Annotated in this window: 10 protein-coding genes; 4 read left to right on the top strand and 6 right to left on the bottom strand. The window is 72.4% G+C overall.

What is annotated here, in order from left to right; all coding sequences use genetic code 11:
* Positions 1-20: 20 nt before the first annotated feature.
* Together ACFZDJ_RS18215 and ACFZDJ_RS18210 are read left to right on the top strand one after the other, a co-directional pair.
* Entirely contained in the window at positions 21-944 is a 924-nt protein-coding gene (locus tag ACFZDJ_RS18215) for an alpha/beta fold hydrolase (protein WP_391060094.1), read from the top strand.
* Positions 941-3,718, top strand: a complete 2,778-nt coding sequence (locus ACFZDJ_RS18210; protein WP_391060092.1) for an AAA family ATPase — start codon at positions 941-943, stop codon at positions 3,716-3,718. The genes ACFZDJ_RS18215 and ACFZDJ_RS18210 overlap by 4 nt, the downstream gene beginning before the upstream one ends.
* A gap of 2 nt (positions 3,719-3,720) precedes the next feature.
* On the opposite strand, the gene ACFZDJ_RS18205 is transcribed toward ACFZDJ_RS18210, so the two are convergent.
* The gene (locus ACFZDJ_RS18205; RefSeq protein ID WP_391060090.1) at positions 3,721-4,530 is read right to left on the bottom strand and encodes a phytanoyl-CoA dioxygenase family protein; all 810 of its coding nucleotides are present in this window, start codon (positions 4,528-4,530) and stop codon (positions 3,721-3,723) included.
* Positions 4,531-4,594: 64 nt separating this feature from the next.
* Here ACFZDJ_RS18205 and ACFZDJ_RS18200 point away from each other — a divergent pair, with 64 nt between their 5' ends.
* A complete protein-coding gene (locus tag ACFZDJ_RS18200) occupies positions 4,595-5,551 on the top strand; it encodes a helix-turn-helix domain-containing protein (RefSeq protein ID WP_391060088.1) in 957 nt (318 codons plus the stop codon).
* On the opposite strand, the gene ACFZDJ_RS18195 is transcribed toward ACFZDJ_RS18200, so the two are convergent.
* The 3 genes from ACFZDJ_RS18195 to ACFZDJ_RS18185 all read right to left on the bottom strand — a co-directional run bounded on the left by ACFZDJ_RS18195 (position 5,481) and on the right by ACFZDJ_RS18185 (position 9,783).
* Positions 5,481-6,005, bottom strand: a complete 525-nt coding sequence (locus tag ACFZDJ_RS18195; RefSeq protein WP_391060086.1) for a universal stress protein — start codon at positions 6,003-6,005, stop codon at positions 5,481-5,483. The two genes, ACFZDJ_RS18200 and ACFZDJ_RS18195, sit on opposite strands and share 71 nt — an antisense overlap.
* Positions 6,006-6,040: 35 nt before the next feature.
* Positions 6,041-7,297, bottom strand: a complete 1,257-nt coding sequence (locus ACFZDJ_RS18190; RefSeq protein ID WP_391060568.1) for an SLC13 family permease — start codon at positions 7,295-7,297, stop codon at positions 6,041-6,043.
* A gap of 101 nt (positions 7,298-7,398) precedes the next feature.
* A complete protein-coding gene (locus ACFZDJ_RS18185; RefSeq protein WP_391060084.1) occupies positions 7,399-9,783 on the bottom strand; it encodes a SpoIIE family protein phosphatase in 2,385 nt (794 codons plus the stop codon).
* Between the two features lie 254 nt (positions 9,784-10,037).
* On the opposite strand from ACFZDJ_RS18185, the gene ACFZDJ_RS18180 reads away from it, so the two are divergent.
* A complete protein-coding gene (locus ACFZDJ_RS18180; RefSeq protein ID WP_391060082.1) occupies positions 10,038-13,136 on the top strand; it encodes a glycoside hydrolase family 2 TIM barrel-domain containing protein in 3,099 nt (1,032 codons plus the stop codon).
* Here the strand turns inward: ACFZDJ_RS18180 and ACFZDJ_RS18175 are convergent.
* A complete protein-coding gene (locus tag ACFZDJ_RS18175) occupies positions 13,047-14,594 on the bottom strand; it encodes a cytochrome b N-terminal domain-containing protein (RefSeq protein WP_391060080.1) in 1,548 nt (515 codons plus the stop codon). The genes ACFZDJ_RS18180 and ACFZDJ_RS18175 overlap by 90 nt on opposite strands.
* Positions 14,591-15,568 (bottom strand): RNA polymerase sigma factor SigJ, encoded by a 978-nt coding sequence (sigJ, locus tag ACFZDJ_RS18170; RefSeq protein ID WP_390936150.1) that lies wholly within the window; start codon positions 15,566-15,568, stop codon positions 14,591-14,593. The genes ACFZDJ_RS18175 and sigJ overlap by 4 nt, the downstream gene beginning before the upstream one ends.
* Between the last annotated feature and the right edge of the window lie 21 nt (positions 15,569-15,589).

Raw genomic sequence — 15,589 nt, 5'->3', positions numbered from 1 at the left:
CCACGCCGTATTGTCAGGACATGACCGGAGACCGCATCGAACTGGCCGTACACGACCACGGTGGTGACGGCCCACCCCTGCTTCTGCTGCACGGAGCCAGGCGCACGCTGGCCGACTGGGCCGCCGTGGCCCCGCGCCTCGTCCCCCGGCACCGGGTGCTCGCCGTGGACCTGCGCGGACATGGTCTCTCACCGTCGGGGACCTGGAGTCTTCCCCGGGTACTGGACGACATCGAGGCGGTGCTCGAGCGGTACGACCTTCCCGGCGCGCTGCCCGTCGGGCACTCGCTCGGCGGGATGATCGCCGTACTGTACGCGCTGGAGCATCCGGGCGTCACACCCGGCGCGGTGAACCTGGACGGATACGGCTGGGGCCGCCCCGACCAGTACGTGGGCCTCGACCCGGCGTACGTCGAGGAGCGTCTCACCCAGATGCGGGAGTCGGCGGCCGCGACGGCCTCCGGCGAACCGCTTCCGGTCGACGGTCTGAAGGAACTGCTTGCCGAGCAGCGCGCACTCTCCGACCAACTGGGCATCCCCTACGAGCTGTTGGAGGCCGGCCTGCTGCGCAGCGTGCGGCCCGCACCCGACGGACGGCTGGAGGTGCGCCCCGAAATCGCGCTCGTGCTGGAGATGCTGGCCGCCGTCGAAGCACTCGACCTCTTCGACCTCTTCGACGCCTTCGCGCGGACGCGCCGGCCACTGTTGCTCGGACGGGCCGCGCGACCCGTACCACCCGCCCCCGGCCTGCCCTGGTTCGACGAACTGATGACGGCGTACGGGAAGGGGCTCGCCAGGGATCTCGCCGAACTGGCCGCGCGGCGGTCCACCGTGCGGGTCGTCGGGATCGACGGTACGCACGAGATGCTCCTGGAGAGCCCCGGCGCGGTCGCCCATGCCCTCCTCGCCTTCACCTCCGACGCGCTCCCCGGGTCCGACTCATGACGTCGCTCGGTGACGAGTGGATCGTCGGCCGGGACCATGAACTGGCCCTGCTGTCACGGCTGGTGGACGACCTCACGACGGGGCGCACCGGGGCCCTGATGATGACGGGAGGGCCCGGCGCGGGCAAAAGCGCGCTCCTCGACGCCGCCGCCCGCATGGCCCGCCGGTCCGGGGTACGGGTGCTGCGGTGCCGGGGGAGCGAGGGCGAGTCGGGCCTCGCCTTCGCGGGGCTGCACCAGTTGCTGCGGCCCTTCCTCGACCTGGCCGAGGGGTTGCCCGCACGCCAGCGGGCCGCGCTGCTCGGCGTGTTCGGACTCGACGACGGCACGCGGACGGTCTCCGATCCCCTGCTGACCTCACTCGGCGCGCTCACCCTGCTCTCCGACGCCGCGGAGCACGGCCCGCTCCTCCTGGTGATCGACGACATCCACTGGCTGGACCTGGGCACCCTCGACGTCCTGGCCTTCGTGGCCCGACGCCTCGAAGGCGAGCCGGTCGCTCTGCTCCTGGCGGCGCGCGACACCGCCGTACCCGCACAACTCGACCGTCAGATCAACCGGTTGACGATCGAGCCGCTCGATCCGGCCGCTGCCGGACGGCTCCTCGACCACCAGCCCCGGCCACCCGCGGGACGGGCCCGCTCCCGCGTTCTCGAACAGGCGGCGGGCGTCCCCCTCGCCCTCGTCGAACTCGCCCGGGCCGTGGCGCGCGACCCGGCCGCCGCCCACGAGGACGCGCTGCCCCTCACCGACCGGCTGGAAGCCATCTTCGCCGCGGACCTTCCCGAACTTCCCCCGTCCACCCGTGAGTTACTGCTCCTCGCGGCCGCCGCGGAGAGCGCCGAGCTGCCCGTCATCCTCTCGGCCGTGGGCGACCGGGCGACCCCGGACGACTGGCTGCCCGCCGAACGCGCCGGACTCGTCCGCATCGACGCCGACCGCGTCCGCTTCCGCCATCCGCTGATACGTTCCGCCGTCTACCGGGCCGCGACCTACACCGAACGCCACACAGCCCACCGGGCGCTCGCCGACGTCCTCGTCGGCGATCCCGACCGCCGTGCCTGGCACCACGCGGCCGCCGTCTCCGGCGTCGACGAGGAGGCCGCCCAGGAACTCGACGACAGCGCGGCCCGGGCACAGCGCCGCGGCGGCTACGCGGCCGCCGCGACGGCCCTCGAACGCGCGGCCCGGCTCAGCCCCGACCCCACCGTCCGCGCCGGGCGCCTGGTACGGGCCGCGACCATGGCGATGTACGCCGGTCACCCGCGCTGGGTCGGCGAGCTCAGCGCCCAGGTCGCCACCCTCACCGACGAACCGGCCCTCCTCGCCGAGGCCTCGCTCCTGGCGGGCTGGGCGCTCGCCGTGACCACCCAGTTCGCGGGCTCGCTCGGCTTCCTGCTGCCGGTCGCCGAGGCCGCCGTCGACCAGGACCCCGTACTGACCCTCGACGCCCTGGCGACGGCGACCACACCCGCGTACAACTCCGGGGCCCCGGAACACCGCGAGCACATCCTGCGGATCCTGGAGCGCGTGCCGCCCCAGGAGGACGAGACCGGCCGGCTCTGGGCCCTGGCCGGCTGCGATCCGGTACGCAACCGGACCCAGGCCCTCGATCTGCTCGCGGCCACCTGGACCGAGCCCCTGCCGAAGCCCGGATCCGGCGTCGACGTCCCGCTGTCCCGCCTGGTCGTCTCCGGCGGGGCCGCCTGGGTCCTGGACGAGACGGCCGAGGCGATACGGCTGCTCGGCGCGGCCATGGACCATCTGCGCCGCTCCCCGACCTCCGGGGCCAACGCGACCGTGGCCCAGGCCCTCGCGCTGGCCCTCTACGAGAGCGGGTCCTGGACCAAGGCCCGCGCGGCACTCGACGAGGCGTACGGCCTGGCCGCCGAAGGGGGACTGGAGAACGTGGTGGTCGGAGCGCCCGTGCTCCGCGCCACCCTGCTCGCCCTGCGCGGCGACACCGAAGAGGCCCGCGCCGCCGTACAGCGCGCCGTGCACGGCATCGACCTGCCCAACTGCCGCAGCCTGCAGGTGCGCACGCACTACGCGCTGGGCGCCGCCGCACTCGCGGAGGGCGACCACGCGGCGGCCTACGACCGCTTCCGCGCCGTCTACACCCGCCGGCCGGAGCCCGCGCCCCTGCACTTCCACGCCTCCGACTACTACCTGGCCGACCTCGTGGCAGCCGCCGTCCGCACGGGCCGGGCCGAGGACGCACGGCTCGTCCTCGACACGACCAGGCGGCGCCTCGCCGAGGGCACGACGTCCGCGCGGCTCACCGCGATCGTGCACCGGGCCGACGCCCTGCTCGCCGAACCGCACGACGCCGAACGGCACTTCACGGCGGCCCTGGCCGACCCTGCGGGCGACCAGTGGCCCTTCGAACGGGCACAGATCCGCCTCGACTACGCCGAGTGGCTGCGGCGCCGGCGCCGCGCGGTGGAGGCCCGCCCCCTGCTCGCCGCGGCGCTGGAGGTCTTCGAACGACTCGGCACCCGCCCTTGGACGGACCGCACCCGCGCCGAACTGCGCGCCGCGGGCGTCACCCCGGCGAGCGCGTCGGCCGGCTCCCCGGACGGCCTCGCCGAACTCACCCCGCAGCAGCTGCAGATCGCCCGCCTCGCCGCCGCGGGCCTGACCAACCGGGAGATCGGCGAACGGATCTTCCTCTCGCCCCGCACGGTCGGCTTCCACCTCTACCGGATCTTCCCCAAGCTCGGCATCACCTCCCGCGCCCAGCTCCGCGACGCGCTGCCCGAGCCGCGGGAATGACATCAGTGCGGTGCCGCCGGGGCGAACTCCGTGCCGCACGGGCCCGCACCCTCGCTCTCGGCCAGGGCGACGGGATCCCCGCCCATCGTCAGCGTGGGGTAATGGCGGCCGATGTGATGGGCGGAGCGGCCGACGTAATGGCCGATGAAGGAGCGGCGGAAGCGGTCGGCGCTGCGGTTGGGCCCGGAGCCGTGCACCAGACTGCCGTTGAAGAACAGCACGTCGCCCGGTGCCATGTCGACGGGCACGGCGGCCAGACCGGGCGGCGGCGGGACGTACTCCCGTACGAAGGACAGCTCCGCGTCCGCCTGCTGAGGGCAGAACAGGTCCATGCGGTGCGTGCCCGGCACCACTTCCAGGCCGCCGTTCTCCCGGTCGATCGCGTCGCAGGCGATCCAGGCGGCCACGCAGGTGCCCGGCTCGACCCGCAGATAGAAGTTGTCCTGGTGCAGTGCCTGCCCTCGGGCCCCGGGCGGCTTGAAGTAGAACATGCTCTGCGCTGCCAGGACCTCCTCGCCGAGCAGGGTCTCCAGGATTCGCCGCAACCGGGGATCGAGGAGGCGGCGCAGGGACAGCTCGTTGACGCGGTGCGGGTGCATGACCCGGGGATGGGCGTCCAGCGGATCCGCCGGACCGCCGGCGGCGGTGGCCCGGGGTTCGAAGTGCCCCGGGACCGGCCCGGCGGAGTGCAGGGCCGTGAACTCGGCGCACAGCTCGTCGATCTCGGCGCCGGTGAACAGGCCGCGCGCCACCACGAACCCGTTCTCCTCGAAGTCCGACCACCATGGCCCGCTCATGTCCGTGACTGTCATCCGACCGCCCCTTCTCACCGGAGTCCCAGGTGCTTCACGCTAGGCCGATGAGCCTTCCGGGAGGATGCCCGTGCGTGCTGAGGAGTTGCCCGAGCCTGCTGCCCCGTCCCCACCGCCGGGCCTGGTGACCGTCGGGCGCTTCGACCAGGGACCGGGATACCGCGTCAACCGGCCTCGGGGCAGCGACAGTTGGCTGTTCACCTGGACCACCGGCGGACGGGGAGAGCTCAGGCAGGGAGCGGCCCGGACGGCGGCCGGCGCCGGGGACCTGGTGGTCCTGGGGCCCGGCGTGCCGCAGCGCTACGCCGTCGAACACGGGGCCGGGCACTGGGCGTTCTGGTGGGCGCACTGCCAGGCCCGCCCGTCCTGGACCGGATGGCTGCGGCCCTACGCCCTCGACGACGGCCTGTACGCCGTCGGACCCGCGCCCGCCCGGGAACGTGTCGAAGCGGCGTTCCGCCGGATGCTCACCGACGCCCGCTGGACGGGAGAGGGCCCGCCGCCCGGGGGCGCGGAGCCCGCCCCGGGCGAGGTCGCGGTCGCGCACGGCACCGCCGCCCGGGAACTGGCCCTGTGCTCCCTGGAGGAGATCGTGCTGCTCGCCGCCGCCCGGGCGGAGCGCCACCACCCCGATCTCGACGCCCGCGTCCGCCACGCGGAGGCGCTGATCGCCGCGGACCCGGGCGCGCCCCACACCGTCCGCTCGCTGGCCGGGGCGGTCGCGCTCTCCCCGTCCCGGTTCGCCCACCTCTTCACCGAGCAACTCGGCCGCTCCCCGATGCGCGCCCTGCGCGAGGCCCGGCTGCTGCACGCGGCCCGGCTGCTGGAGGCCACCGAGCTCCCGGTGGAACGGGTGGCAGCGGCCTCCGGATTCACCAGCGGGTTCCACTTCAGCCGAGTCTTCCGGCAGCGCTACGGGACTCCACCGGGCGCCTACCGGAAGAGCACCGCTAGGAGTGCGGGGGATGCGGGTGATGTGGGGGATCCGGAGGATGCGGGGGATGCGGCGGGATCGTCGTGACGGCGGGCGTGGACTCGGGCCAGATCAGCAGCACCGGGCACGGCGCGTGGTCGACGACGAACCGCCCGGCCCGGCCCAGGCTGTGCGGTCCGAGCCGGGCCCGGTCGCCGTCCCGGGCCACCACGAGCAGATCGGCGCCCTCGGCGGCGGCGACCACCTCACGCTCCGTGCGCCCGGTGCGTTCCTGACGGGTGCAGGGGCGGCCGAGGCGCTCGGCCGCCGCGTCGAGCAGTCGCGCCGCCGACAGGGCGCCGAGGTCCTCCAGCCGGTTCCCGGGATCGCGCTCGACGTGCCCACGGCCGAGCAGCCCGGCGAAGGCGCCGTGCGCCAGTGCGGGCACCCCGGGTTCACTGATGTGCAGCAGCACGACCTCGGTCGCCTGCGGGGCGTGCGTGCGCACGGCGTCCACGCAGGCCGGCCAGGTCCCCTCGACGAGCCACACGACGACCCGCATGAGCATCAGCCTCCGGCCCTCATTTGTGCGACGGCTCAGCCCCCGATGACGCGGAGCGCGAACCACAGTGCCAGTACGGCGGGAACCAGCGCCGCCGGCACGGCGATCAGGCCCAGCCGGGTGAACTCCCGCAGATCGACGCCGTGGTCGTGCTCCTGCACGATACGCCGCCACAACAGGGTCGCCAGGGATCCCGCGTAGGTGAGGTTGGGGCCGATGTTGACCCCCAGCAGGACCGCCAGCACCGCGCCGGAGCCGGACGTGGCGGCCAGCGGCAGCAGCACCAGGACCGCGGGCAGGTTGTTGATGAGATTGGCGAGTACGGCGGCGAGCGCCGCGATCCCGAGCAGCGCGGGCAGTCCGCTGCCGTCCGGGAGGAGATGCCCGAGGGCGTCGGAGAGCCCGTTGTCGACCACCGCCCGGACGACGATGCCCAGCGCGAGCACGAACACGAGGAAAGCCGGAGCGGCGGCCCTCACCACGGTGAGCGGGGTGGCGCGCCCGCGCAGCAGGGCCCGGGCGGCGAGCACCAGCGCCCCCGCCGCGGCGGACCAGGCGGGGTTCACGTCCAGCGCGGAGGCGAGGACGAACCCCGCCAGCGTGCAGCCCACGGTGACCAGCGCGAACAGGGGCAGCTCCGGCGGCTCCGCGGTCGTCGGCTCGGGCACGGCCGCGGCCAGGTCGCCGGCGAAGAAGCGCCGGAAGACGACGTACTCGGCCCCGATGGCGACCAGCCACGGCAGCACCATCAGCGCCGCGAACCGGGTGAAGCTGAGGCCGCTCGCGGAGAAGGCGAGCAGATTGGTGAGGTTGGAGACCGGCAGCAGCAGCGAGGCCGTGTTCGACAGATGGGTGCAGGCGTACACGTGCGGCTTCGGGCGGGCGCCCATCCGGGCGGCGGTGGCGAACACGACCGGGGTGAGCAGCACGATGGTGGCGTCCAGGCTGAGCACCGCGGTGATCGCCGAGGCCAGCGCGAAGACCGCCGTCAGCAGGCGCCCCGGCCGCCCCGCCGCCCAGCGGGCCATCCACGCGCCGCAGGCGTGGAAGAGTCCCTCGTCGTCGCAGAACTTGGCGAGTACCAGCACCGCCGCCAGGAAGCCGATCACCGGCCCGAGGTGACCCGCCTCCGCGCCTGCGTGGTCCCAGGAGATCGCGCCGGTGGCGATCACCAGCAGGGCGGCCGGGACCGCGACGACCGCCTCGGGCCAGCCGAACGGGCGGACCACCGCGCAGACGAGGACGGCGACGAGCAGGACGACGGACAGCGATTCGGCGAGCGAGGTGTTCAGGGTTCGGTCCTCCGGGACACAAGGCGTGGTGCCCGACCCATCACATCAGACGCCGCCCCCCCCGCCCCGCTCACCGACCCTTCGGGCCTGCGCCGATGTCGTCAGAACTCCCCGACGAGCGCCAGCTCCGCCCAGATCGTCTTGCCGTCGGCCGTGTGGCGGCTGCCCCAGCGCTGGGTGAGCTGCGCGACCAGCAGCAGGCCGCGCCCGCCCTCGTCGTAGATCTTGGCCCGGCGCAGATGCGGCGCGGTGTGGCTGCTGTCGGAGACCTCGAAGATCAGGGTCTCGGCGTCGTGGATGAGCCGCAGCCGGATGGGCGGCTCGCCGTACCGGATCGCGTTGGTGACCAGCTCGCTCACCACGAGCTCGGCCGTGAACGTCGCCGCGCTCAGCCCCCAGACGTCGAGCTGGTCGACGACCTGCTTGCGGATCGGCGCGACCAGGGCGGGGTCGGCGGGAATGTCCCAGGTCGCCACCTGGGAGGGCGCGAGCCCGTGGGTCCGGGCGAGCAGCAGCGCCACGTCGTCGTGGGCCCCGCCCACCGGAAGCAGGGTCCGCAGAATGGTGTGGCAGGCACCTTCCAGGGAGTCCGCGGACTCCGCCAGGGCATGGCACATCAGCTCGCGGTTGGCCTCGACGTCCCGCTCGCGGTTCTCGATCAGGCCGTCGGTGAACAGCGCGAGCACCGTGCCCTCGGGCAGGGCGAGCTCGACGGACTCGAAGGGCAGTCCGCCCAGGCCCAGCGCCGGACCGGCCGGCACCTCGATCTGCCGGGGCGGGCCGCCGGGCGGGAGCATGACGGGCGGAGGATGGCCGGCCCGGGCGAGGACGCAGCGCCGCGAGACCGGGTCGTACACCGCGTACAGGCAGGTCGCGCCGACCTCGCCGGTGGTGCCCTCGGCGCCGGCCTCCGTGGAGAGCCGTACGACGAGGTCGTCGAGGTGGGTGAGCAGCTCGTCGGGGGCGAGGTCGATGTCGGCGAGGGTACGGACGGCGGTGCGCAGCCGTCCCATGGTGGCGGAGGCCGCGATGCCGTGGCCGACGACGTCTCCGACGACCATGGCGACCCGCATCCCGGACAGCGGGATCACGTCGAACCAGTCGCCGCCCACCCCGGCCCGTGCGGCGGGCAGATAGCGGGAGGCCGCCTCCAGAGCGGCCGTCCGGGGCAGCGACTGGGGGAGCAGGCTGCGCTGGAGGGCGAGGGCGGTCTCGCGCTCGCGCGAGAAGCGCCGGGCGTTGTCGATACAGACGCCGGCCCTCGCCGTCACCTCCTCGGCCAGCAGCACGTCGTCGGGGGTGAAGGGACCGGGGTGCCGGAACCGGGTGAGGACGGCCACCCCGAGGGTCTGGCCGCGGGCCTTGATCGGCACCGACATGCTGGTGTGCAGGCCGAGCTCGGCGACGCGCGCGGCTCGCACGTCGTCCCAGGAGAGCCACTCCGCCAGCGTGGCGGTGTCGTCGGGCGCCACGATCGTCCGGCCGGCCGTGAGGGAGTCCGCCTGCGGCGAGTGCGCGGGGTAGACGTCGACCTGGCCGGGCTTGACGACCGCCTCCGGGCAGCCGGGGTTCACCGACTGGTGGGCGGCGCGGCGCAGCGTGATCGGCGCGGTCGGTGGCTCCGGGTGGGGCTCGCTCCCGTGCTCCGGCGGATCCAGCAGGTCGACCCTGACGAAGTCGGCGAGGGCGGGTACGCAGACGTCGGCGAGCTCCTGGGCCGTGCGGGTGACGTCGAGGGTGGTGCCGATGCGGACGCTGGCCTCGTTGACGAGTTGCAGTCGCTCCCGGGCGTTGTACTGCTCGGTGAAGTCGTGCGCGGCCAGGCACACCCCCCGCACCCGGCCTTCGGCGTCGGTCAGCGGGGCGATCCGGGCCATCCAGGCGTGCGCGTGGTATTCGCCGCCCGTCTGCATGAACGTCTCCACGTCACGACCGGTTCCGGAGACGAGCACCTCGTGCAGCTGTCTCTCGAGGGCTTCGCTCTCCTCCTTGCCGCCGATCTCGGAGATCCTCAGGCCCTGGATACGGGATTCGGGGAGGCCGATCACATCGGCCATCGCGTCGTTCACCCCGAAGAGGCGCAGTCGGTCGTCGTAGACCGCCATCGGGCACGGGGACTGCGCCAGCACGGCCGTCGTCAGCGGGTCGTCCGGCGAGCGCGGGCCGCGGGCCTCCAGCGGGGTGACCACCAGCCAGGTGGCCGGGCCGCCGTCCCGCGGCTTCCTGCGGTGGGCGAGCAGCCACACGGAGACGGTGTGTCCGTCGCGGTGGCGCAGGTCGAGACTGCCGTTCCAGCGGTTACCGGTGAGTTCGGCCGGTACGGGCGTGCCCGTGGCCAGCAGATCGGCGGCCGGCCGCCCCTCGACCTCCTCCGGGGCATGACCCAGCAGACGGCGGGCCCCTTCGCTCCATCGGAGCAGGGTGCCGTTCCCGTCGATGACCGCCCGTGCCGTGGCAGCCTCGTCGAGCGGGTGGACCGGGCTCATCGTCGCCACTCCATTGCGGACACTCACAGTGAACAGGCGCGTCACTCGGGTTCCAGCCTAGTGCGTACGCGCGTTCCGCACCCGGCACACGGGCGGCCCCAGGGGTACATCGGTACGACGGATTCCGGCCGATGTGGTGCGCGGGGCGGAAGTGGGTGCCGCACCCTTGACGGGCCTGTGTGTCACCCCGTCAGAATCTGTTTGTTCACGATCAGTTGTGATGACTTATGGGCCCTTGATTAGGGAGAGCCGCCATGACGGTCACTCGAAGATCGGTATTGATCGCAGGAACCGCCGTACCCGCGGCCGGATCGCTCCTGGGCGCCGCCGACGCCTGGGCGGACTCGCCGGGGCGCGCCGCGGGCCGCCGCTTGGTCGAGCTGCGCGACGGCTGGCGCTTCGCGCTGGTCGACCCGGGTGGGATCACCGACCCCACCGGCGCGTACGAGGGCGCCGAGCAGCCCGGCTACGACGACTCGGCGTGGCGGGAAGTCTCCGTTCCGCACGACTGGAGCATCGAACAGACTCCCACCACGGAGCACGGCACCACCAGTGGCACCGGCTTCTTCCCGGGCGGTCTCGGCTGGTACCGCACCACCTTCACGCTGCCGCCCGCCCTCGCCGGCCGACGGATCTCTGTGGAGTTCGACGGCGTCTACATGGACTCGCACGTCTACTGCAACGGCGAGGAGGTCGGGCGTCACCCCTACGGCTACACGGGGTTCGCCCTCGACCTCACCGGTCTGCTGCACACGGACGGCACCACCGAGAACGTCATCGCGGTGAAGGTCCAGAACCAACTGCCCAGCAGCCGCTGGTACTCGGGCAGCGGTATCTACCGCGAGGCCCGGCTCGTGGTCACCGAACCGGTGCACGTCCAGCGCTGGGGCACGTATGTCACCACGCCGGACATCACGGCGGAGCGGGCGGTCGTACGGGTGCGGACGACCGTCGTCAACGAGTCCGGTGCCGCCGCCGAGGTCCAGGTGATCTCGCGGATCGTCGACCCCGACGGCCGTACGGTGGCCCGTACGTCCACCACGGTCCCGGTCACCGGCCGCGCGGACGAGACCCATGAACTCACCGTCGCCGAGCCCCGGTTGTGGGACTTCGCGACCCCGGACCACCGCTACACCCTGGAGACCGAACTGCGGGTCGGCGGCGCGAGGGCCGACACCTGCCGCACTCCCTTCGGCATCCGCACGTTCCGCTTCGACCCGGACGAGGGCTTCCACCTCAACGGCGTCCACGCCAAGATCAAGGGCGTCGACCTGCACCACGACCAGGGCGCGCTGGGCGCCGCGATCAGCGTCGACGCCGTACGCCGGCAGATGACCATCATGAGGTCGATGGGGGTCAACGCCTTCCGCACCTCGCACAACCCGCCCTCGCCGCAGATGATCCAGGTCTGCGAGGAGCTGGGCATCGTGATGATGGTGGAGGCCTTCGACTGCTGGCGGACCGGCAAGACGAGGTACGACTACGGCCGGTTCTTCGACGAGTGGTGCGAGAAGGACGCCACCGAGATGGTCCTCGCGGCCCGCAACTCGCCCGCCGTGGTCCTGTGGTCCATCGGCAACGAGATCCCCGACTCCACCTCCACCCCGGGCCTCGCGATGGCGGACCGGATCATCGCCGCGATCAAGGCGGCGGACGACACCAGGCCGCTGGTCATCGGCTCGGACAAATACCGCCGCGTGCCCACGAAGGGCTCCGCGGCCGACCTCATGCTCGCCAAGCTGGACGGGCTCGGCCTCAACTACAACACGGCCACGTCGGTGGACGCCCTGCACGCCGCCTATCCGCACCTCTTCCTCTTCGAGTCGGAGTCGTCGTCCGAGACCTCGACCCGCTCCACCTATCAGGAGCCGGAGCACCTCAACACCGGCGAGAACCACACCCCGGGCCGGCGCGCGGTCTCCTCGTACGACAACAACCTCGCGTCCTGGACGATGAGCGGCGAGTACGGGCACAAGAAGGACCGGGACCGCAAATGGTTCGCGGGGGAGTTCCTGTGGTCGGGCATCGACTACATCGGGGAGCCGACGCCGTACGACGTGTTCCCGGTGAAGGCGTCCTTCTTCGGCGCGGTCGACACGGCGGGTTTCCCCAAGGACATGTACCACCTGTTCAGGAGCCAGTGGGTGAGCGAGCCCATGGTCCATCTGGTGCCCATGACCTGGAACCACGAGGAGGGCGACACGATCGAGGTCTGGGCGTACGCGAACGTCGACACCGTGGAGCTCTTCCTCAACGGGAAGTCCCTCGGCACACGGAAGTTCGACACCAAGACGACCACCGACGGCCGTACCTATCTGGAGACGACCGAGGCGACCGGCGACGACAAGACCTTCACCTCGGGCCCCTACCCGGGCAGTTACACCAGCCCGAACGGCAGCGCGGGCAAGCTCCACCTCACCTGGAAAGTGCCCTACGAGCCGGGTGAGTTGAAGGCGGTGGCCCGCCGCGACGGCCGTACCGTCGCCACGGACGTCCTGCGCACCGCCGGGGCGCCGCACGCGATACGGCTCACGCCCGACCGCACGTCGCTCGCCGCCGACGGCCGTTCCCTGGTCTTCGTGACGGCCGAGGTCGTCGACGCCCGTGGTGTGGTCGTGCCCGACGCGGAGCACCTGATCGCCTTCGACATCGACGGCGGCTCGCTCGCCGGGCTCGACAACGGTCGGGAGGAGAGCGCCGAGCGCTATCAGGCGAGCACCCGAACGGCCTTCCACGGCAAGGCGCTCGCGATCGTACGATCCGGGACGCGGCCGGGCTCGCTGAAGGTGACGGCCCGTTCCGAGGGAGTGCGGGGTGCCACCCTCACCGTACGCACCACCTCGGCACGCTCGAAGACGACCACCCCGCCCGCCGCCTTCCGGCCGGACCCGGGTCCCGGCGCCTCGAACGACCCGCTCGCGGACGCCAGTTACTCCGGCCGCCGGGACACCTTGCCCGCCGCGATGCTCGACGGCGACGCGGCGACGGGGTGGTCCAACGCCTTCTACAAGTCGGCGACGGCCCTGCTGCCCGCCTTCAGCGGGGCCCGCCCCGAGGACTGGGTCTCGGTCGCCTGGGCCCGTGCCCGCGCGGTCGACCGCGTCGAGGTCTCCTTCACCGTCGACGCCACGCACGCACTGCCCGCGTCCGTCGAGGTCGCGGTGTGGGACGGCAAGCGGTATGTGCCGGTGAAGGGAACGGCCGTCGACTGGGCCACCGCGTCCGACGCGCCGACCGTGATCACCTTCGACGGGGTACGCGGCTCACGGCTGCGGCTCCTCATGGCGAGCGGGCACCCGGGCGCCGCCGAGGGCGGGCTGCGGATCAGCCGTCTGGAGGTCCCGGTGGTCTGACGAGTCCCGGTGCTCGTGCTCGGTCAGCGTGTGGAGTTCGGCCGGGCCGAGCGGGCGGTGCACCTCGACGTACTCGCCGTGCGGCAGGCGTTTGACGACGCCGGTCGCACGGCCGTGCGCCACCAGTTCCCGGTCCCGCAGCTGCAGCCCCAGGCAGATGCGGCGGGTGACCACGAAGACGACGGCCGGGACGACGAACACGGAGATCCGCACCGCCCAGGTGACGGTGTTGATCGACAGATGGAAGCGTGTCGCCACGATGTCGTTGCCGCCGCCCGCGAGCAGGATCAGATAGAGGCTGATCCACGCCGCTCCGATCGACGTACGCACGGGCCGGTTGCGTGGGCGGTCGAGAAGATGATGCTCACGCCGGTCTCCCGTGACCCACGACTCGACGAACGGGTACACGCCGATGGCGACCAGTAGCAGCGGGAAGACGACGATGGGGATCAGCACGCCGAGCACGAGGGTGTGCCCGGCCACGGTGATCTCCCAGCCCGGCATGACGCGCACCAGGCCCTCGGCGAAGCCCAGGTACCAGTCCGGCTGGGCGCCCGTCGACACCTGGTCGGCGCGGTAAGGGCCGTACGACCAGACCGGGTTGATGGTCGCGACCGCCGAGATCAGCGCGAGGACACCGAACACCAGGAAGAAGAAGCCGCCCGCCTTCGCCAGGTAGACGGGCAGGAACGGGGTGCCCACGACGTTGCGTTCGCTCTTCCCGGGGCCCGCGAACTGGGTGTGCTTGTGGTACACGACGAGGATCAGATGCACGACGACGAGCGCCGCCATGATCCCCGGAATCAGCAGGACGTGCAGCGAGTAGAAGCGGGCCACGATGTCGTGACCGGGGAACTCCCCGCCGAACAGGAAGAACGACAGATACGTGCCGACCACCGGCACCGACAGGATCGCCCCGTCCACGAACCTGAGCCCCGTCCCGGACAGCAGGTCGTCCGGCAGCGAGTAGCCGAAGAGGCCCTCGAACAGTCCGAGGAGCAGCAGGGACCAGCCGAACACCCAGTTCACCTCGCGGGGCCTGCGGAACGAGCCCGTGAAGAAGTGCCGCATCATGTGCGTCAGCATCGCGGCGAGGAAGACCAGCGCGGCCCAGTGGTGCAGCTGGCGGACCAGCAGTCCGCCGCGCACGTCGAAGCTGATGTGGAGCGTCGAGGCGTACGCCTCCGACATCCGGATGCCGTTCAGGGGGACGTAACCGCCGTGGTACGTCACCTCGTTCATGGAGGGGTGGAAGAACAGGGTCAGGTACACCCCGGTGAGGATCAGCACGACGAAGCTGTAGAGGCAGATCTCGCCGAGGAGGAAGGACCAGTGGTCCGGGAAGACCTTGCGCAGATAGCGCCTGCCGAGGGCGTACACACCGAGCCGGCCGTCGAACCAGTCGGCGACGCGTTCGCCGGAGGACGCCTTCGCGGGCCGATGGTCCGTGGCGGTCATGCGCGCTCCCCCTCCTCGACCCTGGTCCCGTCGGCACCGGACTCCTGGTTCTCTTCGTCGCGCCGCACATGCGCGAGCTTCTCGGGATTGGTGACGATGTAGACGCCTGACACCTGCTCGCCGTCCTCGGTGAGGTCCATGACCATGACCGCGTACGGCGACTCGCCCGCGAAGAGCACGGCGGAGTCGTCGCCGTTGACGCGCCGGTAGCGGAGGTCGAAGCCGGTGCCGCGCCGGGTGGCGTAACCGGCGAACAGCCGCGCCGCCTTGTCCCGGCCGTGCACCGGACGCAGCCCGCCCGAGGCCTTCCCGCCGCCGTCCGTCCACACCGTGACGTCCGGTGCCAGGATCTCCATCAGCGCCGCGATGTCCCCGCCGAGCGCGGCCTCGACGAAGCGCTCGGTCGCCTGCCGACGGACGCGCGGATGGGCCTGGTAGCGCGGCCGACGGGCGTGCACGTGCTCCCGGGCGCGGTGCGCGAGCTGGCGTACCGCCGCGGGGCTGCGGTCGATGACCTCCGCGATCTCGGTGTGCGCGTAGCCGAACACCTCGTTGAGGACGAAGACCGCGCGCTCCAGCGGTGTGAGGGACTCCAGGACCACGAGCATCGCCAGCGACACCGACTCCGAGCGCAGGGCCCGGTCGTCGGCCGAGTCCTCGGGGGCGGGCTCGTCGAGCAGCGGCTCCGGCAGCCAGGGGCCCACATACGTCTCGCGGCGGCGGGTGATCGCGGCGCGCCGCGCGAGCGCGTGGTTCACGGCGATGCGTACGAGATAGGCGCGCGGGTTGGTGATGCCCTCCAGCGGGGTGCGGTGGGCGCGGCCCGTCCAGGACAGCCAGGTCTCCTGGAGCACGTCGTCGGTGTCGGCGACGCCGCCGAGGATGTTGTAGACGATCGCGAAGAGCAGCTCGCGGTGGTCGACGAACACCTGCGTCGCGCCGTCGGCCGTCCCGGTCGCGGGGCTTTCGGACATGCCTTGCCTCCCTTGGTGTGC

It is taken from the genome of Streptomyces sp. NPDC007896 (genome assembly GCF_042959425.1).
Classification (GTDB): domain Bacteria; phylum Actinomycetota; class Actinomycetes; order Streptomycetales; family Streptomycetaceae; genus Streptomyces.
Note: the sequence above shows the minus strand (reverse complement) of the source record. Positions and strands in the feature narration are given on the sequence as shown.

Coding starts and splice junctions, on each gene's coding strand:
- ACFZDJ_RS18215 (WP_391060094.1), top strand. CDS start 21: ATGACCGGAGACCGCATCGAACTGGCCGTACACGACCACGGTGGTGAC.
- ACFZDJ_RS18210 (WP_391060092.1), top strand. CDS start 941: ATGACGTCGCTCGGTGACGAGTGGATCGTCGGCCGGGACCATGAACTG.
- ACFZDJ_RS18205 (WP_391060090.1), bottom strand. CDS start 4,530: ATGACAGTCACGGACATGAGCGGGCCATGGTGGTCGGACTTCGAGGAG.
- ACFZDJ_RS18200 (WP_391060088.1), top strand. CDS start 4,595: ATGCCCGTGCGTGCTGAGGAGTTGCCCGAGCCTGCTGCCCCGTCCCCA.
- ACFZDJ_RS18195 (WP_391060086.1), bottom strand. CDS start 6,005: ATGCGGGTCGTCGTGTGGCTCGTCGAGGGGACCTGGCCGGCCTGCGTG.
- ACFZDJ_RS18185 (WP_391060084.1), bottom strand. CDS start 9,783: ATGAGCCCGGTCCACCCGCTCGACGAGGCTGCCACGGCACGGGCGGTC.
- ACFZDJ_RS18180 (WP_391060082.1), top strand. CDS start 10,038: ATGACGGTCACTCGAAGATCGGTATTGATCGCAGGAACCGCCGTACCC.
- ACFZDJ_RS18175 (WP_391060080.1), bottom strand. CDS start 14,594: ATGACCGCCACGGACCATCGGCCCGCGAAGGCGTCCTCCGGCGAACGC.
- sigJ (WP_390936150.1), bottom strand. CDS start 15,568: ATGTCCGAAAGCCCCGCGACCGGGACGGCCGACGGCGCGACGCAGGTG.